This window comes from Pseudomonas sp. PS01298, assembly GCF_029959745.1.
Taxonomy (GTDB): Bacteria; Pseudomonadota; Gammaproteobacteria; order Pseudomonadales; family Pseudomonadaceae; genus Aquipseudomonas; species Aquipseudomonas aylmerensis.
This window is the reverse complement of record NZ_JASCPP010000095.1, coordinates 1-26,901: the sequence shown is the minus strand read 5'-3', so window position 1 is coordinate 26,901 and position 26,901 is coordinate 1. Positions and strand designations below refer to the sequence as shown.

Genomic DNA, 26,901 nt, shown 5'->3' with positions numbered 1-26,901 from the left:
GGCTTGCTCGCGAAAGCAGTGTGTCAGCCAACACATGCATCAACTGACAGGGCCCCTTCGCGAGCAAGCCCGCTCCCACATGGGAACTGCGGCGTTGCTGGCTGTTGCGGTCAGCCTCGCCGGTTGCGCCGGCCTGCCCGACCAGCGCCTGGCCAACGAAGCACTCAAACGTGGCGACACCGTCACTGCCCAGCAGAACTACCAGCAACTCGCGGACCTGGGCTACAGCGAGGCCCAGGTGGGCCTGGCCGATATCCAGGTGACCACCCGTGACCCCGAGCAGATCCGTCAGGCCGAAGCCACTTATCGCGCAGCTGCCGATACGTCGCCACGTGCCCAGGCGCGCCTGGGTCGCCTGCTGGTCGCCAAGCCAGGTGTCACCGAGGCCGAGCAGCACGAAGCCGAAGGCCTGCTGAAAAAAGCCTTCGCCAATGGCGAAGGCAACACCCTGATCCCACTGGCGATGCTGTACCTGCAATACCCGCACAGCTTCCCCAACGTGAATGCGCAGCAGCAGATCAGCAAGTGGCAGGCCGCCGGTTACCCGGAAGCCGGCCTGGCCCAAGTGCTGCTGTATCGCACCCAGGACACCTACGACCAGCACCTGGATGACGTCGAGCGCATCTGCAAGGCCGCGCTGAACACCACCGACATCTGCTACGTCGAACTGGCCACGGTCTATCAGAAGAAAGCCGAGCCGGAAAAGCAGGCCCAATTGCTCAAGCAGATGGAAGCCGGCTACAGCCGTGGCACCGTCACCGCACAACGCGTCGACAGCGTCGCCCGCGTATTGGGCGATGCCTCGCTGGGCAAGACCGACGAAAAGACCGCCCAGGCCCTGCTGGAAAAAATCGCCCCTGGCTACCCGGCTTCCTGGGTCAGCCTGGCGCAGTTGCTCTACGACTTCCCTGAACTGGGCGACGTCGACCAGATGATGAAGTACCTGGACAACGGCCGCGCCGCCGACCAGCCGCGCGCCGAGCTGTTGCTGGGCAAGCTCTACTACGAAGGCAAATGGGTGCCGGCCGACGCCAAGGCCGCTGAAGCCCACTTCGAAAAAGCCGTGGGCAAGGAAGTGGCCGCCGATTACTACCTCGGCCAGATCTATCGCCGTGGCTACCTGGGCAAGGTCTACCCGCAAAAAGCCCTCGACCACTTGCTGACCGCTGCGCGCAACGGCCAGAACAGCGCCGACTTCGCCATCGCCCAATTGTTTTCCCAAGGCAAGGGCACCAAGCCCGACCCATTGAACGCCTATGTCTTCAGCCAGTTGGCTAAAGCCCAGGACACGCCAGAGGCCACTGACCTGGCCACGCAGCTCGAAGCCCCGCTCACGCCTGAGCAACGCGCCGAAGGCCAACGCCTGGTGCAACAGGAGCTGGCCGCGCGCGGCACCCTGGCCCAGAGCACGCTGCAACTGCACGCCCTGCAAGAAGAAGACGGCGAGGAATCCCTATGAAGCTCAACCCATTCGTCAAGGCCGGCATCGGCCTGACCTTCGCCCTGCTGTGGTCGTGCCCGACCCTGGCCGCGCTGACCGAAGCCAAGAACTTCGGCCTGGAAGTCAAAGCCACCGCCCAGTCCGAAGATGACCGCGACCTCGGCACCCAGAAAGGCGGCGACGTCAACGGCATCGGCCTCGACCTGCGCCCGTGGATCTACGGTGAAAGCGGCGCGTGGAGCGCCTACGCGATGGGCCAGGCCGTGGTGTCCAGCGACATTATCGAGACCGACACCCTGCAACAGTCGGCGGATGACGAGAACCAGCAAACCACCAACAACGACCGCAAGGCCAAGAAAAACTACCTGGCCATGCGCGAGTTCTGGGTCGGCTACAGCGGCTTCACGCCCTACCCTGGCGAGATCCTCAAGTTCGGTCGCCAACGCCTGCGCAATGACGACGGCCAATGGCGCGACACCAACATCGAAGCGCTGAACTGGACCTTCGACACGACCTTGCTCAAGGCCAACGTCGGCATCGCTGAGCGTTTCAGCGAATACCGCACCGACCTCAAGGAGCTGTCGCCCAAGGACAAGGATCGCCAGCACCTCTACGCCGACGCCGCCTACCAGTGGACGCCCGGCCAGTGGATCGGCCTGCGCGCCCACCACACCCATGACGACGGCAAGCTCGACTATCCGGAACCGGGCGTAGCCACCGACTCGCTGGACAAGCGCGAGAACGGCGACCTGACCTGGCTCGGCATCGAAGCCAACAGCGACGCCTACAACTGGCGCAACACCAACACCGTCAACTACTGGGCGAGCATCACCGGCATGCAGGGCGACCGCGACACGGTCAACGCCTTGAACGCCGACGGCACCCGCCCCACCAACGCCAAGCGCAGCGACGACGTGAATGGCTGGGCCACCGACCTGGGTATCCGCCTGCGTCTGGACCCGCAGTGGCAAGTGGGTGCGGCCTACTCCCGCGCCAGCGCCGAATACGAGCAGAACGGCCTGCAGAGCAACCGTTCGAACTGGACCGGCACCCAGTCCCGCGTGCACCGCTTCGGCGAAGCGTTTCGCGGCGAGATGAACAACATGCAGTCCATGAGCCTGTTCGGCTCCTGGCAGCTGCGCGAGGACTACGACGCCAGCCTGGTGTACCACAAGTTCTGGCGCGTCGACGGCAACAAGCCGGTCGGCAGCAACGGCATCGATGCCGTGCAGAACAACACCGATGACGTCACCGGCGCGATCCTGTCCAGCACGTCCCTGCCGCTTGAAGACGGCAAGAAGGACCTGGGCCAGGAGATGGACCTGGTCGTCACCAAGTACTTCAAGAAAGGCCTGCTGCCGGCCGCGCTCAGCCAGTCGATCGACGAACCGTCCGCCCTGGTGCGCTTTCGTGCGGGCGTGTTCAAGCCGGGCGACGCCTACGGCAGCCAGGTTGACTCGTACATGCATCGCGCCTTTGTCGACGTGATCTGGAAGTTCTGATGGGAGCCTGCGCAATGAAACCTCAACGCTTGCTGGTTGCCGCGATGCTGATGGCCAGTGCCACAGCCTTCGCCGATACCGCGCAGCAGGTCAAGGCGCCGACCATCGCCAAAGAACTGCAACAGGCCAAGACCTACACCATTTCCAGCCCGCCGACCGCGCCGCTGGAACTGGCCAAGCCTGCCCTGCCGGACCTGTCGGGCTACACCGCCGCAGCGATGGAAAAGAAAATCGTCAGGACCAAGCCGGGCAAGATCAGCATCCGCCGGATGATGCAGGAAGACGCCCTCAAGGACTTTATCGGCGGTGACAACAAGATGGCCGAATGGGTAGTGCGCCAGCACGGCATTCCCCAGGCGATCTTTGTCGACGACGGCTACATGAACCTCAAGGACCTGCTCGGCAAAGTGCCCAAGCAGTACCTCAGCGAAACCTCGCCCGGTGTGTTCCTGGCCAAGCTGCCGATCGTGGTCGGGCGCAAGGGCATCCTCGAAATCGACAAGCAGACCAAAGAGCTGCGCCTGTCCCAGGAAGCCGGTTCGTTCCTGATCAACGACGGCCAGCTGTTTGTGCGCGACACCAGGATCACCGGCTGGAAAGAAAAGGCCAACGGCCCGGCGCTGTTCCAGTCGCCCAAGGAGTTCCGCCCGTTCCTGCTGGCCTGGGGCGGTACCGAGACTTACGTCGCCAACACCAAGATGGCCAGTTTCGGCTACGCCAACAGTAAGTCGTACGGGGTCAGTATTTCCCAGTACACGCCGAACATGGCCAAGGTGCTCAAGCGTCCCGAGCCGACCGGCTGGATCATCGATTCCGAGTTCTCGGACATGTGGTACGGCTTCTACTGCTACGAGACCACGGGCTTCGTGATCAAGGGCAACACCTACAAAGACAACATCGTCTACGGCATTGACCCGCACGACCGTTCCCACGGCCTGATCATCGCGGACAACACCGTGTACGGCACCAAGAAGAAGCACGGCATCATCATTTCCCGTGAAGTGAACGACAGCTTCATCTTCAACAACCGCAGCTACGACAACAAGCTCTCGGGCCTGGTAATCGACCGTAACAGCGTCAACAACCTGATCGCCGACAACGAGATCTACCGCAACCACACCGACGGCATCACCCTCTATGAGAGCGGCGACAACCTGTTGTGGGGCAACAAGGTGATCAGCAACCGTCGCCACGGCATCCGCGTGCGTAACAGCGTGAACATCCGGCTGTACGAAAACACCTCGATGGCCAACGGCCTGACCGGCCTCTACGGCCACATCAAGGATTTGACCGACACCGACCGCGACATCGCCCTCGACCCGTTCGACGCCAAGGTCTCGCTGATCGTGGTCGGCGGTGAGCTGGCCGGTAACGGCAGCGGACCGCTGTCGATCGACTCGCCGCTGAGTGTCGAGTTGTACCGCGTGTCGATGCTGGCGCCGACCAAATCCAGCGGCATCAGCTTCTCCGGCGTGCTGGGCGATCGCCAGGAAGAGATTCTCGACCTGCTGGTACGCCAGCAGAAAGCCGTGCTGATCGACCCTGTCGAACGCCAGACCGAATTGCAGGACTGAGGATGACCCTTATGCACCCACACATGATCAAACTGCTGAGCCTCTCGGGTTTGACCCTCGGCCTGCTCGCGGCCAGCCAGGGCGTACGCGCCGACGAAATCAAGGCGCCGACCTTCACCGCCGAGCCGTGCTGCAGCCTGTGCCCGGCCGCCCACGACGCGAAGAACTACACCACGCGCTACCAGCAGAACTTCACCACCCTGGTACAGGCCCAGGGCGACTGGCTGTTCCGCACCCAGGAAGACCTGCGCACCGAATTCGACACCAGCCCCGCCGGCTACAAGCGCATGCAGCAACTGCACGATGCGTTCAAGGCCAAGGGCGTGGAACTGGTGGTGGTCTACCAGCCGACCCGTGGCCTGGTGAACCGCAACAAGCTCAACCCCGAAGAGAAAGCCAAGTTCGATTTCGACAAGGCCCTCAGCAACTACAAGACCATGCTCGGCCGCTTCGCCAAGATGGGCTATGTGGTGCCGGACCTGTCGCCGTTGACCAACGAGCAACTGCCGGATGAATTGCCGGCGCACGATTTCTACTTCCGTGGCGACCAGCACTGGACCCCTTACGGCGCCCAGCGCACGGCGAAAATCGTCGGCGCCAAAGTTCGTGCGATGCCTGAGTTCGCGGATATTCCCAAGCGTGAGTTCGAGACCAAGCGCTCCGGGCGCATGGGCAAGACCGGCACCCTGCACAACATGGCCGGGCAACTGTGTGGCACCAGCTACGCGATCCAGTACATGGACCAGTTCACCACCGAGCCCAAGGGCGAGGCCGGTGACGGCGACCTGTTCAGCGACTCCGGCAACCCGCAGATCACCCTGGTGGGCACCAGCCACAGCGGCAAGAACTACAACTTCGCCGGCTTCCTCGAACAGGAAATCGGCGCCGACATCCTCAACGTCGCCTTCCCCGGCGGTGGCCTGGAAGGCTCGATGATCCAGTACCTGGGCAGCGATGAATTCCAGAAGACGCCGCCGAAAATCCTCATCTGGGAATTCTCGCCGCTGTACCGCCTCGACCAGGAGACCATCTACCGCCAGATGATGTCGCTGCTCGACAACGGTTGCGAAGGCAAGACCGCACAGATGACCGCGAGCACTACCCTGAAGCCCGGCAAGAACGAATTGCTGGTTAACAGTTCGAACAAAGACCTGCGCAACGCCAACCATCAGGTTGATATCCGCTTCGCCGACCCGTCGGTGAAAACCCTGCAAGCCACCCTCTGGTACATGAACGGGCGCCACGAGGACATCAAGATCGAGAAACCCGAAACATCCGATACAGACGGGCGTTTCGCCTTTGAACTGCGCACCGATGAAGACTGGGCCTCGCAGAACTTGCTGGCCGTGGAAGTGCAGGGCCCCGAAGCGGGCGCTGCCGCGCAGAAAGTCGAAGCGAAAATTTGCACACGCAACGTATTCCCAGCCGGTGGTCAGCAGACCGCCTCAACTGGGCAATGAGGTTACTTATGCAGAAGTTATTGATTCCAACGCTGCTGGGCCTGGCAATGTTCGCCGGCTCAGTCAACGCCGCCGCGCCACTGCGTCCGCCCCAGGGCTATTTCGCTCCGGTGGAAGCGTTCAAGACCGGCGATTTCAAGAATGACTGCGACGCCATGCCGGCGCCGTACACCGGCTCGCTGCAATTTCGCAGCAAGTACGAAGGTTCGGACAAGGCCCGTTCCACACTGAATGTGCAATCCGAAAAAGCCTTTCGCGACAGCACGGCCGACATCACCAAGCTGGAAAAAGACACCAGCAAGCGCGTGATGCAATTCATGCGCGACGGGCGTCCGGAGCAGCTGGAATGCACACTCAACTGGCTGACCAGCTGGGCCAAGGCCGATGCGTTGATGTCCAAGGATTTCAACCACACCGGCAAGTCGATGCGCAAATGGGCGCTGGGCAGCATGGCCTCGGCCTATGTGCGTCTGAAGTTCTCCGACTCGCACCCGCTGGCCAACCACCAGCAGGAGTCGCAACTGATCGAAGCCTGGTTCAACAAACTGGCCGACCAGGTGGTGAGCGACTGGGACAACCTGCCGCTGGAAAAAACCAACAACCATTCCTACTGGGCCGCATGGTCGGTGATGGCGACTTCCGTCGCCGTGAACCGTCGCGACCTGTTTGATTGGGCGGTGAAGGAATACAAGGTCGGCGCCAACCAGGTCGACGACCAGGGCTTCCTGCCCAACGAGTTGAAACGTCAGCAACGTGCCCTGTCGTACCACAACTACGCACTGCCGCCGCTGTCGATGATCGCCAGTTTTGCCCTGGTCAACGGTGTCGATCTGCGCCAGGAAAACAATGGCGCGCTGAAACGCCTGGGCGACAAGGTGCTGGCCGGCGTGAAAGACCCGGAAATCTTCGAACAGAAGAACGGCAAGGAACAGGACATGAAGGACCTCAAGGAGGACATGAAATTTGCCTGGCTTGAGCCCTTCTGCACCCTCTACACCTGCGCCCCGGATGTGCTCGAACGCAAGCATGGCATGCAGCCGTTCAAGACCTTCCGCCTCGGCGGCGACCTGACCAAGGTCTACGACCCGACGCATGAAAAAGGCAACAAAGGCAGCTAGCGGCTGATGATCGTTCCCACGCTCCGCGTGGGAATGCAGCCAGGGACGCTCAGCGTCCCAAAAGCGGACGCTGAGCGTCCAGTGAGGCATTCCCACGCAGAGCGTGGGAACGATCACAGCCTCCCGCGAAATCGCGGGGGGTTTGGGGGGGCTCTGGCCCTTGACTGTTGGTTAAACATGGAGAGATCGGGATGGTTTTCTCGTCCAATGTGTTCCTGTTTCTGTTCTTGCCGATCTTTCTCGGCTTGTACTACTTGAGCGGGCAACGCTATCGCAACCTGCTGCTGCTGATTGCCAGCTACGTGTTCTACGCCTGGTGGCGAGTGGACTTCCTGGCGCTGTTCGCCGCCGTCACGCTGTGGAATTACTGGATCGGCCTCAAGGTCGGTGCTGCCGGCGTGCGCACCAAGCCGGCCCAACGCTGGCTGCTGCTGGGCGTGGCGGTCGACCTGTGCATCCTCGGCTACTTCAAGTACGCCAACTTCGGCGTCGACAGCATCAACCTGATGATGAAGTCTGCAGGCCTTGAGCCCTTCATCCTCACCCATGTGCTGCTGCCGATCGGTATCTCGTTCTATATCTTCGAGTCCATCAGCTACATCATCGACGTGTACCGCGGTGATACCCCAGCGACCCGCAACCTCATCGACTTTGCGGCGTTCGTGGCGATCTTCCCGCACTTGATTGCCGGCCCCGTGTTGCGTTTTCGCGACCTGGCCGACCAGTTCAACAACCGCACCCACACCCTCGACAAGTTCTCCGAGGGCTGCACGCGGTTCATGCAGGGTTTCATCAAGAAGGTCTTCATCGCCGACACCCTGGCGGTGGTCGCCGACCATTGCTTCGCCCTGCAAAACCCCACCACCGGCGACGCGTGGCTCGGCGCGCTGGCCTATACCGCGCAGCTGTACTTCGACTTCTCCGGCTACAGCGACATGGCTATCGGCCTGGGCTTGATGATGGGTTTCCGCTTCATGGAAAACTTCAAGCAGCCGTACATCAGCCAGTCGATCACCGAGTTCTGGCGCCGCTGGCACATCAGCCTCTCCACCTGGCTGCGTGACTACCTGTACATCACCCTGGGCGGCAACCGCAAAGGTACGCTGACCACCTACCGCAACCTGTTCCTGACCATGCTGCTCGGTGGCCTGTGGCACGGCGCGAACATCACCTACATCGTCTGGGGTGCCTGGCACGGCATGTGGCTGGCGATCGAAAAAGCCATCGGCCTCAACACCTCGCCGCGCAGCTTCAACCCGGTGCGCTGGGCCTTCACCTTCCTGCTGGTGGTGATGGGCTGGGTGATCTTCCGCGCCGAAAACCTGCACGTCGCCGGCCGTATGTACGGCGCGATGTTCAGCTTTGGCGAATGGTCGCTGTCGGAACTCAACCGCGCCAACCTCACCGGCCTGCAAGTCGCAACCCTGGTGGTGGCGTACGTGACCCTGGCGTTCTTCGGCCTGCGCGATTTCTACACCAACCGCCCCGCCGAAAAAGCCAAGCCGGCCGACCCGAGCCTGATCAAGGCCGTACCGGGCGACAACCCGGGCAGCATCCACGAGCCAGGCTTCACCGTCGGCCAGGACGCCGCCGTGCAACCGGCCTACTGGACCGCTGACTGGCCACGCTACGCAATGCGCGCGGCAGTGCTGCTGCTGTTCGTAGCGTCGATTCTCAAACTGTCGGCGCAGAGTTTCTCGCCGTTCCTTTACTTCCAATTCTGAGGGAGCCGACCATGACCCGTTCATTCCGCGTCCTCTATATCGGCCTGTTCCTGGTGGTGTTGCTCGCCCTGGGCGCCTGGTCGATGCGCAGCTTCTTCGGCTTCAGCACCAATGCCGATGCGACCGTGCTCAACGGTCGCTGGACCAAGGCCGTCGAGACCCATTACGACGACCAGTTCCCGATCAAGCGCCTGGGCACCAACCTCTGGGCCGCGCTGGACTACAAGCTGTTCAATGAAGGCCGCCCTGGCGTCGTGCTGGGCCGCGATCACTGGTTGTACAGCGACGAGGAGTTCAATCCGGCCGTCAATGAAGACCAGAACCTCGAGGGCAATTACGCGCTGGTCGAAGGCGTGCGCCAGAAACTCAAGGCCCAAGGCATTCAACTGGTGATGGCGATCGTGCCGGCCAAAGTGCGCCTGTACCCGGAACACCTGGGTGAGGTGAAGCCTGCGAGCATCCACGCCAACCTGTACCAGGACTTCCACGCCCGTGTCGCCGCCGACAAGATCATCGCCCCCGACCTGCTCGGCCCGCTGCAACAGGCCAAGCTGGGCGGCAAGCAGGTGTTCCTGCGCACCGACACCCACTGGACCCCGGACGGTGCCGAAATCGCTGCCAAGCAATTGGCCAAGGTGATTGCCGACAAGGCGCCACTGAACGGCGAGCCGCAGCGTTTTGTCACCGAAGCCGAGAAGACCGAGCCGCACAAAGGCGACCTGCGTCTGTTCCTGCCGCTGGACCCGCTGTTTGAAAACCTGATGCCGCCTAAAGAGCCGCTGGAAAAACGCGTCACCCACCTGGCTGAAACCAAAGGCGACGACGCGCTGTTCACCGACAGCGAAACCCCGGTTGCACTGGTCGGCACCAGCTACAGCGCCAACCCCAACTGGAACTTCGTCGGCGCGCTCAAGCAAGCCCTGGGCAGCGACGTCATCAACTACTCCGAAGACGGTCACGGCCCGATCCTGCCGATGCTCAGCTACCTCAAGAGCGACGACTTCAAGAACAGCCCGCCGCAGGTGCTGATCTGGGAGTTCCCTGAACGATATCTGCCCGTCAACAACGAAATCGGTGATGCCGACCCGCAGTGGGTTGCGCAGCTTAAACAAGCCGGTTCGCGCCAACAGAACATGGCACTGAACACCCCAGTTAAACACTCAAAATCCGAGACGCCCGACCGGGCGCAAAACTGAAAGAGAGGTAACTCACATGACTTTCACTACTACTCCGCGTCGTCTCGCCAAGACCCTGGCCCTGGTTGCCGGCATGAGCGTTGTATCGATGTCTGCCTTCGCCGGTGGCGACGCCGCCCTGTACGGCCCAACAGCGCCAAAAGGCTCGAGCTTCGTGCGGGTCTACAACGCCAGCAACCAGGAAGTCAGCGCCACCGTCGGCGCGACCAACCTGAGCGACGTTGCGCCCTTGGCCAGCAGTGACTTCAGCTTCATGCCCGGCGGTGACTACAGCGCCAAGGTCGGCAGCCAGACCGTGCCGGTCAAGCTGGCCCCGGACCACTACTACACCCTGGTCAACAACAGCAGCGGCCAGCCGCAGTTGATCGAGGAACCGCCGTTCAAGAACAAGCAGAAATCCCTGGTGCGCGTGCAGAACCTCAGCGACAAGGCCCTGACCCTGAAGACCGCCGACGGCAAGACCGACGTGGTCAAGTCGGTGGCCGCCAAAGGCCGTGGCGAGCGCGAAATCAACCCGGTGAAGGTGAGCCTGGCGCTGTATGACGGCGACAAGAAAGTCGGCGACGTGAAGCCAGTGGCCCTGGAACGTGGTGAGGCAGCGGTGCTGTACGTCACCGGTTCCGGTTCGAGCCTGTCGCCAGTCTGGGTGAAACGCCCAGTGTCGACCCGCTGATCAGATTTTCGACCGGGCTCCGTTCCCCAGTGGGAGCGGGCTTGCCTGCGATGGCATCACCTCGGTGTCACTGACACACCGAGTCGTCTGCATCGCGGGCAAGCCCGGCTCCCACAGGGGCCGAGGAGCCCAGTCGGACCGAGACAAAAACAAGAGTGAAACGACAAACCTTCGTAGCTCTGACCCAAATCGATTCAAGGAGAAACAGCATGATCCCAGTAATCCTTTCCGGTGGTAGCGGCTCACGTCTTTGGCCGCTTTCCCGTAAACAGTTCCCGAAACAATTCCTGGCCCTGACCGGCGAGCACACGCTGTTCCAGCAAACCCTGGAACGCCTGGTGTTCGAAGGCATGGACAGCCCGATCGTGGTCTGCAACAAGGACCACCGTTTCATCGTCAACGAGCAACTGAGCACTCGCAAGCTCGAATGCCAGCGCATCCTGATGGAGCCGTTCGGTCGCAACACGGCGCCGGCCGTGGCCCTCACCGCGATGATGCTGGTGAATGAAGGTCGCGACGAATTGATGCTGGTGCTGCCGGCCGACCACGTGATCGACGACCAGAAAGCCCTGCAACGCGCCCTGGCCCTGGCCACCGTGGCGGCCGAGCGTGGCGAGATGGTGCTGTTCGGCGTGCCGGCAACCCGTCCGGAAACCGGCTATGGCTACATCAAGTCGACCAACGATTCGCTGCTCCCCGAAGGCGTGAGCCGCGTCGAGCAGTTCGTGGAAAAACCCAATGAAAAACGCGCCGTCGAGTTCGTCAAGAGCGGCGGGTACTTCTGGAACAGCGGCATGTTCCTGTTCCGCGCCAGCCGCTTCCTCGAAGAGCTGAAAAAGCACGATCCGGACATCTACGACACCTGCCTGCTGACCCTGGAACGCAGTGAGCAGACCGCTGACACCGTGACCTTCGACGAAGCCACCTTCGCCTGCTGCCCGGACAATTCCATCGACTACGCCGTGATGGAAAAAACCCAGCGCGCCTGCGTGGTGCCGCTGAGCGCCGGTTGGAGCGACGTCGGTTGCTGGGCGTCGCTGTGGGCGGTCAACGATAAAGACGTCAACGGCAACGTCAGCAAGGGCGACGTGGTGATCCAGGACAGCCGCAACTGCATGATCCACGGCAACGGCAAGCTGGTATCGGTGATCGGCCTGGACAACATCGTGGTGGTGGAAACCAAGGACGCGATGATGATTGCCCACAAGGACAAGGTCCAGGGCGTCAAGCAGATGGTCTCGACCCTCAACGACCAGGGCCGCAGCGAAACCCAGAACCACTGCGAAGTCTATCGCCCGTGGGGCTCCTACGACTCGGTGGACATGGGCGGGCGCTTCCAGGTCAAGCACATCTCGGTCAAGCCGGGCGCGTGCCTGTCGCTGCAGATGCACCACCACCGCGCCGAACACTGGATCGTGGTCAGCGGCACCGCCGAAGTCACCTGTGACGAGAACGTGTTCCTGCTCTGCGAAAACCAGTCCACCTACATCCCGATCGCCTCGGTGCACCGCCTGCGCAACCCGGGCAAGATCCCGTTGGAGATCATCGAAGTGCAATCGGGCAGCTACCTGGGCGAAGACGATATCGAGCGGTTCGAAGATATCTACGGTCGCTCGACCCCGGTTGAACGTGGCGTGTCGGTGAAAACTATCGCGCAGTAAAACAGTCGTACAAGAAGCCCTCGCCCAGCCCATTGCGTCCCCTATCCGCAGTGGGTTGGGTGGGGGCTTTTTTTTGAGATCTGCACTGGCTGTTAGGGCCCCATCGGGGGCAAGCCCCCTCCCATCTTTGATCTGCGAATAGCTTGCCCCGATGAGGCCGGCACTCCCACCACAGCACTCAAGGTAGCCAATCCCACCTACGCTTAAGTTAGGATGCTCGTTCCCTATTCGAGGTGGTCTCCATGTTCTTCGGCGTTCTCCTGATCATCACCTGGCTGATCCTCCTACTGCGCTACCCGGCCAAGGCCCTTCCGGTTTCCCTTGCTGCCTTGGCAGGCCTGGGTTGCGTGGCCGTCTGGGTGGTCTGGCTGGACAACCGCGAAGCCTCGCAACTGGCGCGCCTGGAACTGCGCATCAGCTATGCCCCGCAGGAATGCCCGGCGGACCGCCCATTGAAACTGACCCTGAACAACGGCAACGACGTGCCTCTTACCGAACTGCGCTGGCGCGTCGCGGCCTATGCGCCGGGCGACTCGGTCAACCTGGCCGACAACGTCTATGCTGCCCCTCGCTATCGCGGCCCCGGCGAATTGCAGGCGGGCGCCACCTGGGAAGACTGCCTGCCCACCCCGCCGCTGCGCCCTGGCTACCGCGCGCAAACCCTGGAATTTCGTGCCGAGCACCTGCAAGGCAGTTTCTCGGACTGACAAAGGACTGATCCATGCCCAACGTACTCATCACCGGCTGCTCCAGCGGCATCGGCCGCGCCCTGGCCGAGGCCTTCAAGGCGGCGGGGTTCGACGTATTGACCAGCGCCCGCCGCGAAGACGACGTGATTGCCCTCAACGACGCCGGCTTCCATGCCGTGCTGCTGGACGTGAACGACGCGGGTGCCCTGCAAACGCTGGCCACGCATCTGGGCGAACTGGATGTGCTGATCAACAACGCCGGCTACGGCGCCATGGGGCCATTGCTCGATGGCGGCACTGAAGCAATGCAGCGCCAGTTCGAGACCAATGTATTTTCCATCGTCGGCGTGACCCAGGCGCTGTTCCCGGCCTTGCGCAAGCGCAAAGGCCTGGTGGTGAATATCGGCAGCGTTTCCGGCGTACTGGTCACACCGTTTGCCGGTGCCTACTGCGCCTCCAAGGCGGCAGTGCATGCCTTGAGCGATGCACTGCGCATGGAGCTGGCGCCGTTTGGTATCCGCGTAATGGAAGTGCAGCCCGGCGCCATCGATACCCGCTTTGCGAAGAACGCCGGGGCCCAGGCCGAGCTGTTGATCAATGAGCAGTCACCGTGGTGGCCGTTGCGCGAGGGTATTCGTGCTCGCAGCCAGGCCTCCCAGGACAAGCCGACACCCGCCAGCCAATTCGCCAACCAGGTGCTGAACGCGGTGCAACAAGCAACACCGCCACGCTTGCTGCGCGCGGGCAATGGCAGTCGAGCGCTGCCGTTGATGGCGGCGTTGTTGCCCAAGGGGCTGCTCGAGAAGGTCTTGAAAAAGCGCTTTGGCTTGAGCGGTACGCTTTAACCCTTCATGAAATCAATAAACGCCCGCACTTTCAGCGGCAGGTGACGGGTATCCGGGTACAGCGCAAACACGCCTTGTGGGGCGAAGCGATGGTCCGCCAATAGCCGCACCAGGCGTCCCGACTCAAGGTCATCCTGCACCAGCCATTGCGGCAGTACTGCCACGCCAAGGCCACGCACGGCAAAGGCCAGCAGTACGGCCGCGCTGTCGGCCACCAGGGCTGCGGGCCCGGCACGGTATGGATGCTCGCCGCCGGCGGGGTCGGTGACGCTCAGTTCCGTCAAGCGGCCGTGGCCCAGTTTGGGCGCAAGTGCCAACTGATCCAGGGTTTGCACGCCGGCAAACTCGGGCGCCGCCACCGCGAACACGTCGAACGTGGACAACTGCACCGCGCGATGATTGGAATCGAGTAGACGTCCCAACCGAATCGCCACATCAAAGCGCTCGGAGATCAGATCCGCGTGGGTGGAGGATGTGGATAAGTGCAGGTTGAGGTCCGGGTGCAGGCGGCGAAAACGCTCCACCGCAGGGGCGACCACGGCCAGCGCATATTCCACGGTGGTGGTGATGCGCAGGGTGCCCTTGAGTTGGGCCTGTTCGGAGCGCGCCTCTTCCACGGCCAACTGCGCCTCTTCGAGCACGCGTGTGCAGCGCAGGTAAAAACGCTCGCCGGCATCGGTCAGCGCCAGTTGGCGGGTGCTGCGCGTCAGCAGGGTGACCCCCAGTTCCGCTTCCAGGCGCTTGAGATTGAAGCTCACTACGGCGCGCGTCTGGCCCAGCAGGTCGGCCGCTGCAGTGAGCGACCCGGCCTCGACCACGGCCTTGAACGTGTCGAATCGGTCCAGGCTGACCATCAATTGCCCCTCGTTTGTCAAAATATTTTTGACAAACTAGCAGCCAAACCGGCGTATCCCAAACGTTGCGTGCAGCCTACCCTGCGCGCTTCACTCGCCGGATCGCGCTCAATGACCTACCGCTCGAAAATCGCCTGGATCTTTCTACTGGGTTTCGCCCTTGACCTGGTGAACATGTTTGTCGCCACCGTCGCCTACCCGGATATCGGCCGCGAGCTGCAGGCGTCGGTGACGCAACTGGCCTGGGTCAGCAACGCCTACCTACTCGGGCTGACCCTGATCATTCCCTTGAGTGTGTGGCTCGCGGCGCTCATGGGCGAGCGCGGCCTGATCGTGGTGAGCCTGCTGATATTTGCCGGTGCCTCGGTGCTGGTGGGCCAGGCGGACTCGATTGAAACGTTGATTGGCTGGCGAGCCCTGCAAGGGCTCGGTGGCGGCTTGCTGATCCCTGTGGGCCAGGCCATGGCGTACCGTCACTACCGCGCGGCAGAGCGCAGCCAACTGACCGCCCGCGTGATGTCGGTGGCCCTGCTGGTGCCCGCCCTGTCCCCGGCGTTGGGCGGGCTGATCGTCGACAACGTGTCCTGGCGCTGGATCTTCTACGCCAACCTGCCGCTGGCGTTGATCACTCTGCTGCTGGCGAGGCTGTGGATAAAACCCGACGTGCCGGCCAGCGTGCGTCCTACCTTGGAGGTGGGCAGCATTTTCAAACAGATCGCCAGCCCGATGCTGCGCACCGCGATGTTGGTCTACCTGTGCATTCCCGGGGTCTTTATCGGTACCAGCCTGATCGCCATTCTCTACCTGCGCGGCCTGGGTTACGACGCCACACACACCGGCGCCCTGATGTTGCCGTGGGCACTGGCCTCGGCGCTGGCCATTTGGCTGAGCAAAAAACTGTTCAATCGCTGCGGCCCCAAACCCTTGCTGCTGGTGGGCATGCTGCTGCAATGCGCCGGCATCCTGCTGCTCAACGAGCCAGGCCTGATCGTGCTCGCCTACGCCTTGATGGGCCTGGGCGGCAGCCTGTGCAGCAGCACCGCACAGACCCTGACATTCCTGGATATCCCCGCCGAGCGCATGGGCCATGCCAGCGCGTTGTGGAATATCAATCGGCAAATAAGCTTCTGCCTGGGTGCGGCGGCCCTCAGTGCACTGTTGTCGGCCTTGGATTCCTTCATCATAACCTTCACGATGGCAGCCGCATTAACCCTGTTGCCTCTCTTTGCAGTGCTGCGCCTGGATGCCTCCACAGTACGGACACTGCTTCACCCTGCCCGCGAGCCCCGTCATGATTGATTACAGCGATTTTTTTGAGGAAGTGATCCAGACCCACGTCGAGATCGAGCAATGGTTTGCCGGCGTCGCACCCGAAGGCACCCTGCAGAATCTGCTCGCGCGCTTCTCCCCCGAGTTCAGCATGATCGCCCCCGCCACGGGCGCACGGGTCAATGCAGCCGGGGTCAACGCGCTGTTCACCCGCCTGGGCGGCATGCGCCCGGGGTTGAAAATCACCTTGAGTGAAATGACCGGCATCGACCGCCACGCACGCGGCGCCACCGTGACGTATCGCGAACATCAGATCGACGCCAGCGGCACGCAGACCGACCGCCGTGCCACCGTGGTGTTCGAGAAACAGGCGAGTGGCGCGCTGTTGTGGCGCCATTTGCATGAAACCTATGTAGCGCTAGCGCAATGAAATAACTGATCGGGCGGGTCCTACAAAAAACAGCGAACGGCCTGACATCATTACAAGGAAACTATCCACAGGCTCTTTCACCTCTGTCTACTCACAGGTGAAAGGATGCCAAGCGATTTCCTGCGAAGCGGTGTGCCGGATGCGCACACTACGACTCGCCAGCGACTGACCAGTCTGCTGGACCCGCCCAAACTCTATAGAACCATTGACGCCGACCCGGCCCTCGTCGGGGCCGGAGTGGTGCACATCGGCAGTGACTATCAGGTGACGGTGCTGCGTGATTTTGTGCCGTTGTGCAGTATCAGGCCCAAGCGCGTGATTTTGCGTGAAGAGGTGGGGCCGATGATGACTGCTGATGACTATGCGCGGTTGGCAGCGGACTCGCCGCGTGAGTCGCAGCTGTGGAAGGAGGCATCGGGGATCGTGAGCTCCTGCGGCGGAGCGATAATTGGCTTCATAATAGCGAAGGCGGGAATCGCGGCTGCGCCGTTTAGTGCAGGTACCAGCCTGGCCTTGTCGTATGTTGCTTATGCGGGAACGACTGCCAGCGGGGTACAGTGCCTGAACGGTATATGGCGGACCTATAACGAATCAGTCAACCCAGCGGAAAACGATTACTACGACACATTAGGCTGGTACCAAACGATGACCGTTGCGTTGGACGGAATCTCATTGGTTGGCGCAGGTGCTACCACGTTCGCTACGGTTAAGACGGTGCTGGCAATCAAGCATTCGACGGGACGTGAGGTGACAGATGTCTTGCGGCATATGAGCCGCCAAGAGCGTGCGAAGTTGACAGCTGAAGTTTTGCGCCTGAGAAACCCTCGCCGTCCCAACGACATAATTCGCTTGAGACAAATGTCCGGGCAATTACCCAAACGCTTCAGTAATTCCCAAATACGCCTAGCCACCATGACTCAAATCAAAGACCAGGTCGGAGCCCTTTTAGCTCTGGCAGGCAGCACGCTATCTGGAAACGTCAGCCACATAATCGTTGCACTGTACGAGGAGTTCGAACGCCATGAAATATAGCGACGATCCTCTAAGGAAACATCTGATGTGGCGCCGATATACCTACCGGTTTTTACCGGCATGGGGCGGGGCGCTCCTACTTTGCTTGAACAGTATTGCCGGCAACATGACTCACAGCCTGTGGTACTACGCGAAGGTCTATCACCTACCGACTGAATATGCTTTCGGAACCGCTATGACATTCTGCTTGGTTTTTTACGTAGGCCAAATCATGTTGTGTGAAGGGTCACGTCATGCACCTCGAGTCCTTATACCCGTGGTCATCGTGAATCTTCTGCTCGCGACTGCCTATCTCGGCAGTCACCGGCCGACGCTGTTCAATCTAATACCGTTGTTCTCGGCTCTGCTCTATATCTGGGTCCTGAACTCAAAAAACCACCGGCGATACACGAGCATGCTGCGTGTCAAACGTCGACAAAGAATCAGAGCCAACGCACACCCCTGAAGCAGTGCCCAATCGGCCTATCAACAAAAGCGAATGTGGGAGCGGGCTTGCTCGCGAAGGCGCTGGATCAGCCAGCATATTCGTTGACTGACACACCGTATTCGCGAGCAAGCCCGCTCCCACAGGTAGAGAGGCGTTGTCCATGCCTGCGGTGCAAGGCCCGAATATTCCAGCCATGCCGCCAAACCCCAGGTTTCACAGCGATCAAAAAGGTGGGAGCGGGCTTGCCCGCGAAAGCGCTGGATCAGCCCGCATATTCGTTGACTGACACACCGTATTCGCGGGCAAGCCCGCTCCCACAGGGAGAGAGGCGTTGTCCACGCCTGCGGTGCAAGGCCCGACTATTCCAGCCACGCCGCCAAACCCCCGGCTTCACCGCTCCCACAGGGAGAGAGGCGTTGTCCATGTCTGCGGTGCAAGCCTTGACTATTCCAGCCACGCCGCCAAACCCCAGGCTTCACAGCGATCAAAAAGGTGGGCGCGGGCTTGCTCGCGAAGGCGCTGGATCAGCCCGCATATTCGTTGACTGACACACCGTATTCGCGGGCAAGCCCGCTCCCACAGGGAGAGAGGCGTTGTCCATGCCTGCGGTGCAAGGCCCACCTATTCCAGCCACGCCGCCAAACCCCCGGCTTCACCTTTTAGTCTTGTGTTTGGTTGACGATCACCGTGCAGGTGATGCCTGCCGCCAGCAACACGCCCTCCGGCACTTCATCGATGTGAATCCGCACCGGCACGCGCTGGGCCAGGCGCACCCAGTTGAACGTCGGGTTCACGTCAGCGATCAACTCGCGGCTCTCGGGGTTGTCACGGTCGTAGATGCCGCGCGAGATGCTTTCCACGTGGCCCTTCAAGGTCTCGCCGCTCATCAGTTGCATGTCGGCTTTATCGCCGACTTTCACATGCGGCAATTTGGTTTCCTCAAAGAAGCCATAGACCCAGAACGAGTTCATATCGACCACGGCCATCTTGGCTTCGCCGATGCGCGCGTAGTCACCACGGTGCACGTTGAGGTTGGTGACGTAGCCGTCCACCGCCGCTACCACTTGCGTGCGCTTGAGGTTGAGTTCGGCGGCTTCCAGCTGCGCCAGCGCGTGCTGGTAATCGGCGAGGGCCGAGTCGGCGATGTTGCTGGCGTCGTCGCGGTTTTCCTTGGAGATCACCAGGGCGTCGAGGTCGGCGCGGCGGTGGGCATTGACCTTGCGCATCTCCCAGGTGGCTTTGCGCGAGGCAACCAGGGACTGCGCCTGCTTGACCGCGATGCGGTAGTGCTCGGGGTCGATCTGCATCAGCAGGTCGCCCTTCTTGACCAACTGGTTGTCACGCACCGGCACGTCGACCACCTCGCCCGTCACGTCGGCGGCGACGTTGATGATGTCGGCGCGCACGCGACCATCGCGGGTCCACGGGGTTTGCATGTAATGCACCCACAGCGTGCGGCCAATCCAGATTGCCAAAGCCAGTACCAGCAAGGTCGCGAGCAGGCTGAAAAACTTTTTCATCGGGGCATTCTCAACGGTAGACGGTCAGCGCCAATGCGCCGAACAAGCAAACGAACAGGCTCAGGCGCAGCAACGCCGGGTGCCAGAAAAAACGGTACAGGTCGTACCCGGCCAGGAAGCGGTCCAAAGCCCAGGCCAGGACGGCCGCGATCAGAAACATCAGGGTCATGGTCGGCATGTAGAGGCCATGGAACGCGATTTCACGGGGCATGCGGGGCTCCTTTGAGGGCCGCCAGTGGCGATTGCGGGTCGAGCAGCGAAGTGCGGATAAAGTGCAGGTAGCTCTTCACCCGGCGCAGGGCCGACGTATCGAAGTGCGGGGCGAAGGGTTCGTCGGTGGCCTGCACGCGGCTGATCGCGTGGTCGACGGCGATCAGTCCGCGCTCCAGGTTGCTCGCGCTGGGCTGCAGGAACAGCCGCACCAGCGAGCGGCCCATCACGCGGATCGCCTGGCGCCACGGCTGGGACTCGGCATACGCCGGGTGCACCGGCAGGATCGCCTGTTCCTTGCGCAGCTCGATGATCGCGTGGCCGACCTCCAGCACCACAAACATCCAGCGCAACAGGTCGCGTTGCACTTGCGGCTGGCCGACAGCAAGGCCGTAGGCCTGGTGCAGCAGGTCACGGGTGCGGCTTTCAAAACTCGAGGCCAGGCCCTTGAGCTTGCCGCTGATCGCGTACACCACTTGCTCACGCAGGTCCTGCTCCAGGCGGCGCCACAGCCAGCGGCTGTTGGGCGGCAGGATGATCGCCCCCGCCGCCGCGCACACCAGCATGCCGATGACCATCGCGATGTAGTCGTTGATAAAGGTGTAGGGGTTGTAGACCGTGAGGTTATCCGGCACCGAACCGGTGCTGAAGAAGATCAACAGGCCCACACCGACCCCGGCGTATTGCGGGCGTGAGGCGAGAAACGCGCCGAAGATGATGACCGGGGCGAGCATCACGCACAGCAGCGGGAAGCCGTCGATCCAGGGGAACACGAAGAACATTTCGACAAAGCCGACCAGCGCGCCGATCAAGGTGCCGCAGGCCATCTGGAACGCCATGCGCTTGGGGTTCGGCGTGGCGGCGGACAAACCGACGGTGGCCGCCGCGATCAGGGTCATGGTCGCGCCGCTGGGCCAGGCGGTCGCCACCCAGTAGCTGCCCAGCACGATCAGGATGAATGAGGCGCGAATCCCCGAGGCGGCGCAGGCCAGCCAGTTGGTCTTGGGGATGAAGGTTTCGTCCCACTGCTCGCGCGCATGGCTGTGATCGGCCAGGGAGGCGTGGGTTTGCGCATAGTTGTGCAGGTCGTCGACGAAGCGGTACAGCAGCTCGTAGGCGGTGTGGAAATCCAGCTGCTCGGCTTCGCTCGGGTTGCCCTCCTGGAACGCCGCGCGCAGGCTGCGCACCGTGGCGGGCAAGCCGTCCTTGTAGGCACTCAGTTGATTGACCAGGCGTGCGGCATCGGGGCTGGTGAGGGCACGACCGGAAAAGCCGTCGAGCAGTTCGGCCAGGTCCTGCAGGCCGGGCTTGATCGCCGCCACCACGTGATCGGCCGCGTCGGTGCGCAGGCGTTCGAGCAACTGGTGCAAGGCGTTGAAGCGCGTGGTGATGCTCATGAACTCGCTGTTGAGGCGACTGAGGCGACCGTTGCGCCGACGCATGTGCGGGTCTTCAAACACGGTGATGCTGCGCAGCCCTTCCAGGCCCACGGCTTCGGCGATAAAGCGCACGTTGCTGGCCTCGAACCCCTCGCGCTGGCTGCGACCCCGCAAGCCATCGGTGACAAACAGCGCGAACACGCCAAAGCGCTGGTATAGGGCGTTGCGCATCGCGGCGCTGCTGGTTTGCGGCAGGATCGCGGCGCTGACCAGCGTCGAGCACAGAATCCCCAGGGAGATTTCCAGCACGCGCCACACCGCCGCCATGAAGGCGCCGTCGGGGTGCGCCAGCGCCGGCAAACCAACCATCGCCGCGGTGTAGCCGGCCAGCACAAACCCATAGGCGCGAAAGTTACGGTTGCGGGTCGCACCGGCGGTGCAAATGCCGACCCAGATCGCCAGCGCGCCAAGAAACAACTCGGTGTTCTGCGCAAACAAGGCAATCAAAAAGACCATCACCGCCGAGCCCGCCAGGGTGCCGAGGAAGCGGTAAAAACTCTTGGCGAACACCTGGCCGCTCTGCGGTTGCATCACGATGAACACGGTGATCATTGCCGTGCGCGGTTGCGGCAGTTCCAGGCGCATGGCCAGCCATAACGTCAGGAACGCGGCGATCAGCACCTTGAAGATATACACCCAGGTCACGCCATCACTGCGTGCCCAGTCGAAAAAGCCACGGCGCCACTCAAGGGCATGCAGCCAGCGCAGCGGTGCAGGCAAGGGAGTCATTCAATCCTACTCAGTGATCAAACACGGCGAGTGCCGCCGGGGTCTTGCTCGGGAGGGTCTTGGCGTCGTCGGGCACATCGTTGCCGGCACCGAGGCCGCCGCCCAGGGCTGTCACCAGTTCGGCGTGCGCGCTCAGGCGGGCGGCCTGCACCTGTTGCTCGACCTGCTGCTGACGGAACAGCAGGGTCTGGGCATTCAGCACATTGAGGTAATCGGTGAGCCCGCGCTGGTAGGCGATCATCGCGATGTCATAGGTTTTCTGCGCCGAGGCCACCGACTGCGCGGCGAAGCCCGCTTGCTTGTCCATGGACTCGCGGCGGATCAACTGGTCACTGATGCCCTTGAGCGCGGTGACCAGGGTCTGGTTGTACTTCGCCACGGCGATGTCGTAACCGGCGCTGGCCTCGCCCAACTCGCCACGCAAACGGCCGCCGTCGAAGATCGGCAAGGTGATCGCCGGGCCGACGTTGTAGTTGAATTTCTTGCCGGCCAGGAACTCCAGCATGCCGCCGCCGGTGGCCATGTAGCCAAGGCTGCCGACCAGGTCGACGTTGGGGTAGAAGCCGGCATGCGCCACATCAATGCCACGCGCCTGCGCCGCGACCTGCCAGCGGCTGGCGACCACGTCCGGGCGCTGGCCGAGCAGTTGTGCAGGCAAGGAAGACGGCAGTTTCAGCGGCGCGGCCAGGGACAAGGTCGGGCGCTGCAATTGCGCGCCCGCGCCCGGCCCCTTGCCGGCCAATGCCGCCAACTGGTTGCGGCTCAGGGCGATTTCCTCGTCCAGGGCGTCCAATTGGCGATGGGTTTCCGGCAACGGGGTTTCGGCCTGGCTCACGTCGAAGTGCGTGCCGATCCCGGCGTTCAGGCGTTTGTTGGCCAGGTCGAGGATCTGCTGTTGCTGGGCCAGGGTCGCCGCGACGATATCGCGGTTGGCGTAATGCAACGACAGCTGGATATAGGCGCGCACCACGTTGTTCTGCAATTCGAGCTGGGCCTGGCGGGCTTCGGCAGCGCTCATGTGCGCCAGGTCGACGGCACGCTCGGAGGCATTGCTTTCACGGCCCCACAGGTCGAGCGCGTAGCTCAGGCCCAGGGACGAGTTGTTATCCCAGGTGGTCTGGCCACTCAACTCGCCCGGGCCATAGAACTGATCCTTCGGCCAATTGTGGCGCTTGAGGGTGGTGTCACTGTTGATCTGCAGCGACTCGGCCGACTCGGCAATCCCGGCCATGGCCCGCGCCTCGCGCACTCGCGCGGCGGCGATGGCCATACTCGGGCTGTTGTGAGTGGCGAGTGCCACCCAGCGGTTGAGTTGCGGGTCGCCAAAGGCCTGCCACCATTGCGCGGTGGGCCAGTGGGCGTCCTGGGCGGCCTGCTGGATCGCCTCGTCGGTGGCCAGGTGATTGGCGTCGAGCGCCTGGCCCTGTGGGGCGATTCCTCCGGTTCCGATGCAGCCGCTGATTGCTAACGATAAGGCACAAACACTGAGAGTCTTCAGCTCTCTGCTGATGCGACGCGGCACTGCTGCGAATTCCTGAGGTGGTGATGCGGGGAGAGGTGGCGCAATTCTAGGGGGCGGCATGGGGAACGATAAGCGGGTATTCCTGTGAATCTTTGTTACCGTTCAGGCGATAATCCGCGCCGGCTCAAGGCAAGTTGGGATGTTTATCCCGACGCCAGGCTATTCCCCTACAGCGTGCCGAAGTGCCCACCAGCAGAATGACGAGCATCCCACCCTTCTGGAGTGCCCGAATGCTTTCAGCCCCCAGCACGCGCGTCCGCATAGCGCCGACACCCGCACCCGCCTCCGCTGACGCCCTGCGCAGGCAACTGCACCTCTCGCCCGAGCCTTTGCAGCCGGGCATGTTCCCTTTGCAACGGGACGTGCGCTGGATCGCCGACCTGGTCCTGGACAAGCTGGTCCCGCTCGCGGGCGATCATCGCGATCAAGCGCAGATAGAAGCGCTTCACCACAAATTGTCCAGCAGCCCGTCGAGGCTGGAGGTGTCGGTAGAGGAGTTACCGGACTACTACGCGTTTTTCAAAAAGGCCGAGCAGGTGCTTGGCCAACATCGCTCCAGCCAGCGGCCGGACGTCGAAGCCGACTATGCCTTGTGTCGCGCGCTGAAATGGCAGTTTCGCGCGGCGGTCAGCAATGACCGACACCTGCACCTGACGCAGAAGTTGTTGCCGGCGCTTGCCTATGTGCGCAACGGCGGCGAGCGCAGCAACCACCGTCATATCGGCTACAACTTTGTGTTGGACCCCGCGCTGCAGAACCGGGCCGGGCCACAGCTGGCAGCCGACTCGCGCCTGGCAATCACCGCTGACCAACGCGTCAAAAGCACGCGCGCCCTCAGTCTGCAGGCCCATCTGAAGTCATCGATCGCAAACCAGTTCCAGACCCACAGCCAGCTCGGCGTAGGCTATGTATCGTCTCGCGAATACGCAAACCTGGAAGCGTACGCCGATGCCCGCAGCCATTCGGTGCGCACCTCCCTGAGCGAGAGCATCCGGCGAACCGTTCAAAACCTGCCCAGCTTGATGCGTGATAGCCATAACCTGCAGAAACACCTCGCCTGCTCAGCACTGAGCCAACCCTATGTCCGGGATACCCTGGCCAGCGCCGGCCTTGTCGACGTTGAGTTGCCCAGCATGAGAAGCACCTCCCAGCCGGTTATCACCGAAAGAGGCCTCCTCCTGAATGCGCGGAACAAGGTCACGGTGGATGTCTTCAGCGCCCTGAAGCTCAATACCACGATAAAGCCGACCCTGCAGCGTACCCAGCGCCAGATAACCCTGGATATCCTGAGCCTGCACGAAACAGCGCCTGAGATGGCACGACTGCGCCTGGCCTCGTCCAAGCACTACAACGACGACCCTGCGGCGTTGTTGAATGCCATGCAACGCCACATCGCCGACACCAGCCAACACTTCACCCAGCAGGCCTGCACATCCGTGCCGGCGTCCGCGTTGAACGCGGCCCGGCACGCCCGCCACAAACAGGCCCAATCCCTGCTGGAGCGCTATGTGCTGCTCAAGACCCACTCGCGCCTGACTCCGCAGCAGGATGCTGAGATACGCAGCCTGATCCAGCGCAACCCGGCACTGCTTCGCCCCGACGAATTAAAAGTCCACACGCTGACAGCCGAGACCCGAATAGTGAGCTTCAGCGCCGCAGTAACGGCCTCGGCGCAGGCCGGGGCAGGCAAAGGGGTGGCGATTGAAGCCAGCCACCGCAAGCTTGATGACCCCCATCTGAGCGGTGATTACCTGACAATCGACATCGCCCCGATAGATTCGCGGCAGGTCGTGAAGAAAACCTTGCTTCGCGTACTGGGCGCGATTGGCGAGCAAACGTTCGACTGGGAAAACCTGGTCCGCTCGATCAGCGAATCGGTGCTCGATCCCGCGAGGCCGTCGTCCACTCAAGTACTGGTGAAAATAAAGCACGGCCAACCGGTGCTGCTGCATACCCGCCATACGCTGAATAAGAGCCGTGACCTGAAGCTCCCGGCGCCGGTCGAGCAGTTCTTCGGCGTAGCGGCGCAGTCGCTGCGTACCCGGCAAACCCTGCACAAAGAACAGCTGGGCAGCGACTCGCTGGATCATCTGCTGCCCATCGCCCGTCGCTACCTGGAAACCCCTGATCAGCAGCCGGGCTGGGACGCTTACGTCGCGCGACACGCCGACGACTTTCACGCGTTGTTCGATACCCTTGGCCGACAGGCGCACGGTACGCCGCTGACCGCCGAGATTGACGCGCTCAAACGCCTCAGCCCGGCACTCAGCCGCGCCGCCGAAACCCTGGTACAACACGCGCACACCGCCCTTGAAGCGCCTACCGGCGAAAACCGCGCCAGCACGCAGGAGGCCTTCAATCACTTGCTGCGCGAGTATCTGCCGCACTACCAGGCCAAAGTCAGTGAGGCCTGGACCTTGTCCTGATCCTTCGTCACCGTGCTCCGGGGAGAGCAGCGCCCAGCGGATACACACCTGTGCGCAACTTCATGTCACAATTTGGCATCTCCCTTGAGAACACTCCATGGACACTTTGCAAAACATGCGCGCCTTCAGTTGCGTGGCCGAAGCCGGCAGCTTCACCGCCGCCGCCGTGCAACTGGACACCACCACCGCCAACGTTTCGCGCGCGGTCTCCAACCTTGAGGCCCATCTGCAAACCCGCTTGCTCAACCGCACTACCCGCCGCATCGCGCTGACCGAAGCCGGCAAACGCTATTTGCTGCGCTGCGAGCAGATCCTCGCCTACGTCGAGGAAGCCGAGGCCGAAGCCAGCGACGCCCACGCGCGCCCCGCCGGGCAGTTGAAAGTGCACACCATGACCGGCATCGGCCAGCACTTCGTGATTGATGCGATTGCCCGCTACCGCCGCACCCACCCGGACGTGACCTTCGACCTGACCCTGGCCAACCGCGTGCCGGACCTGCTCGACGAGGGCTACGACGTGTCCATCGTGCTGGCCAGCGAGCTGCCGGATTCGGGCTTCGTCTCGCAACGCCTGGGCATCACCTACAGCATCGCCTGCGCCTCGCCCGATTACGTCAAGGCCAAGGGCTGCGCGCAACGGCCCCAGGATTTGCTCAATCACGCCTGCCTGCGCCTGGTCAGCCCGGTGATCCAGCTGGATAAATGGACCTTCAACGGCCCCGAAGGCCAGGAGAGCGTGGCGATCAACACCTCGCCCTTCCTGGTGAACTCGGCCGATGCGATGAAAACCGCGATCACCAGCGGCATGGGCGTCGGGCTGTTGCCGGTGTACGCGGCCATCGAAGGCCTGCGCAACGGCACACTGGTGCGGGTCATGCCCAACTACCGCTCCCAGGAGCTGAACCTGTACGCCATCTACCCGTCGCGCCAATACCTGGACGCGAAGATCAAGACCTGGGTCGAATACCTGCGCGGCTCGCTGCCGGAGATCCTGGCGGCGCACCAGGCGGAGCTGGTGGCGTATGAATTGAGCGGCAGCCTGAGTGGCGCACGCCTGACGAACTGATTTCCACCTGTCGATCTAAATCAAAGGTGGGAGCGGGCTTGCTCGCGAATACGACAGGTCAGCCACAGATATAGTGGCTGACACTGCGCATTCG

21 protein-coding genes are annotated in these 26,901 nt (G+C 62.3%); 16 read left to right on the top strand and 5 right to left on the bottom strand.

All coding sequences use genetic code 11. From position 1 onward, the window contains the following. Nucleotides 1-79: 79 nt before the first annotated feature. From algK to QMX97_RS25095, 11 genes are all read left to right on the top strand, one after another. Entirely contained in the window at nt 80-1,459 is a 1,380-nt protein-coding gene (algK, locus tag QMX97_RS25145) for an alginate biosynthesis TPR repeat lipoprotein AlgK (protein WP_065907048.1), read from the top strand. Beyond that, nucleotides 1,456-2,943, top strand: a complete 1,488-nt coding sequence (locus QMX97_RS25140; RefSeq protein ID WP_282397797.1) for an alginate export family protein — start codon at nt 1,456-1,458, stop codon at nt 2,941-2,943. Before algK ends, QMX97_RS25140 begins: the two co-directional genes overlap by 4 nt. Then, nucleotides 2,943-4,517, top strand: a complete 1,575-nt coding sequence (gene algG / locus QMX97_RS25135) for a mannuronan 5-epimerase AlgG (protein WP_106805103.1) — start codon at nt 2,943-2,945, stop codon at nt 4,515-4,517. Before QMX97_RS25140 ends, algG begins: the two co-directional genes overlap by 1 nt. A gap of 11 nt (nt 4,518-4,528) precedes the next feature. After that, nucleotides 4,529-5,977 carry an alginate O-acetyltransferase gene (locus QMX97_RS25130; RefSeq protein WP_065907096.1) on the top strand — a complete coding sequence of 483 codons (1,449 nt, stop codon included), beginning with the start codon at nt 4,529-4,531 and terminating at the stop codon, nt 5,975-5,977. An 8-nt stretch (nt 5,978-5,985) separates the two neighbouring features. Then, on the top strand, nt 5,986-7,095 hold the full coding sequence (locus QMX97_RS25125; RefSeq protein WP_083221459.1) for a mannuronate-specific alginate lyase: 1,110 nt from the start codon (nt 5,986-5,988) through the stop codon (nt 7,093-7,095). A gap of 191 nt (nt 7,096-7,286) precedes the next feature. After that, nucleotides 7,287-8,819, top strand: coding sequence for an MBOAT family protein (locus tag QMX97_RS25120; RefSeq protein WP_201143564.1), 1,533 nt, complete (start codon nt 7,287-7,289; stop codon nt 8,817-8,819). 11 nt (nt 8,820-8,830) lie between these two features. Next, nucleotides 8,831-10,015, top strand: coding sequence for an alginate O-acetyltransferase (locus QMX97_RS25115; protein WP_106805104.1), 1,185 nt, complete (start codon nt 8,831-8,833; stop codon nt 10,013-10,015). Nucleotides 10,016-10,031: 16 nt separating this feature from the next. Continuing rightward, nucleotides 10,032-10,688, top strand: a complete 657-nt coding sequence (locus QMX97_RS25110; RefSeq protein WP_065907075.1) for an alginate O-acetyltransferase AlgF — start codon at nt 10,032-10,034, stop codon at nt 10,686-10,688. A gap of 209 nt (nt 10,689-10,897) precedes the next feature. Continuing rightward, nucleotides 10,898-12,349, top strand: coding sequence for a mannose-1-phosphate guanylyltransferase/mannose-6-phosphate isomerase (locus tag QMX97_RS25105; protein ID WP_065907077.1), 1,452 nt, complete (start codon nt 10,898-10,900; stop codon nt 12,347-12,349). A gap of 242 nt (nt 12,350-12,591) precedes the next feature. Next, on the top strand, nt 12,592-13,056 hold the full coding sequence (locus tag QMX97_RS25100) for a multidrug transporter (protein WP_065907081.1): 465 nt from the start codon (nt 12,592-12,594) through the stop codon (nt 13,054-13,056). A gap of 14 nt (nt 13,057-13,070) precedes the next feature. After that, a complete protein-coding gene (locus tag QMX97_RS25095) occupies nt 13,071-13,883 on the top strand; it encodes an SDR family oxidoreductase (protein ID WP_282397796.1) in 813 nt (270 codons plus the stop codon). Here QMX97_RS25095 and QMX97_RS25090 read toward each other — a convergent pair. Then, the gene (locus QMX97_RS25090) at nt 13,880-14,737 is read right to left on the bottom strand and encodes a LysR family transcriptional regulator (protein ID WP_106805108.1); all 858 of its coding nucleotides are present in this window, start codon (nt 14,735-14,737) and stop codon (nt 13,880-13,882) included. The genes QMX97_RS25095 and QMX97_RS25090 overlap by 4 nt on opposite strands. A gap of 111 nt (nt 14,738-14,848) precedes the next feature. Here QMX97_RS25090 and QMX97_RS25085 point away from each other — a divergent pair, with 111 nt between their 5' ends. From QMX97_RS25085 to QMX97_RS25075, 3 genes are all read left to right on the top strand, one after another. Further along, nucleotides 14,849-16,036, top strand: coding sequence for an MFS transporter (locus QMX97_RS25085; protein ID WP_282397795.1), 1,188 nt, complete (start codon nt 14,849-14,851; stop codon nt 16,034-16,036). Beyond that, complete coding sequence (locus QMX97_RS25080) at nt 16,029-16,436, top strand: DUF4440 domain-containing protein (protein ID WP_106805110.1); 408 nt, start codon at nt 16,029-16,031, stop codon at nt 16,434-16,436. The genes QMX97_RS25085 and QMX97_RS25080 overlap by 8 nt, the downstream gene beginning before the upstream one ends. Nucleotides 16,437-16,541: 105 nt before the next feature. Next, the gene (locus QMX97_RS25075; protein ID WP_282397794.1) at nt 16,542-17,468 is read left to right on the top strand and encodes an NAD synthetase; all 927 of its coding nucleotides are present in this window, start codon (nt 16,542-16,544) and stop codon (nt 17,466-17,468) included. A 1,086-nt stretch (nt 17,469-18,554) separates the two neighbouring features. On the opposite strand, the gene QMX97_RS25070 is transcribed toward QMX97_RS25075, so the two are convergent. The 4 genes from QMX97_RS25070 to QMX97_RS25055 are packed head-to-tail and all read right to left on the bottom strand — an operon-like array spanning nt 18,555 to nt 23,315. Then, nucleotides 18,555-19,415: an HlyD family secretion protein gene (locus QMX97_RS25070; RefSeq protein ID WP_282397793.1), complete on the bottom strand. Its 861-nt coding sequence runs from the start codon at nt 19,413-19,415 to the stop codon at nt 18,555-18,557. A gap of 10 nt (nt 19,416-19,425) precedes the next feature. Next, nucleotides 19,426-19,626, bottom strand: coding sequence for a DUF1656 domain-containing protein (locus QMX97_RS25065; protein WP_106805112.1), 201 nt, complete (start codon nt 19,624-19,626; stop codon nt 19,426-19,428). Beyond that, on the bottom strand, nt 19,616-21,793 hold the full coding sequence (locus QMX97_RS25060) for an FUSC family protein (protein ID WP_106805113.1): 2,178 nt from the start codon (nt 21,791-21,793) through the stop codon (nt 19,616-19,618). Before QMX97_RS25060 ends, QMX97_RS25065 begins: the two co-directional genes overlap by 11 nt. Nucleotides 21,794-21,803: 10 nt before the next feature. Further along, nucleotides 21,804-23,315, bottom strand: coding sequence for an efflux transporter outer membrane subunit (locus tag QMX97_RS25055; RefSeq protein WP_282397792.1), 1,512 nt, complete (start codon nt 23,313-23,315; stop codon nt 21,804-21,806). Nucleotides 23,316-23,545: 230 nt separating this feature from the next. Here QMX97_RS25055 and QMX97_RS25050 point away from each other — a divergent pair, with 230 nt between their 5' ends. Both QMX97_RS25050 and QMX97_RS25045 read left to right on the top strand, forming a co-directional pair. Next, on the top strand, nt 23,546-25,741 hold the full coding sequence (locus QMX97_RS25050) for a hypothetical protein (RefSeq protein WP_282397791.1): 2,196 nt from the start codon (nt 23,546-23,548) through the stop codon (nt 25,739-25,741). A 97-nt stretch (nt 25,742-25,838) separates the two neighbouring features. Beyond that, the gene (locus tag QMX97_RS25045; protein WP_065900869.1) at nt 25,839-26,807 is read left to right on the top strand and encodes a LysR family transcriptional regulator; all 969 of its coding nucleotides are present in this window, start codon (nt 25,839-25,841) and stop codon (nt 26,805-26,807) included. Nucleotides 26,808-26,901: the final 94 nt, after the last annotated feature.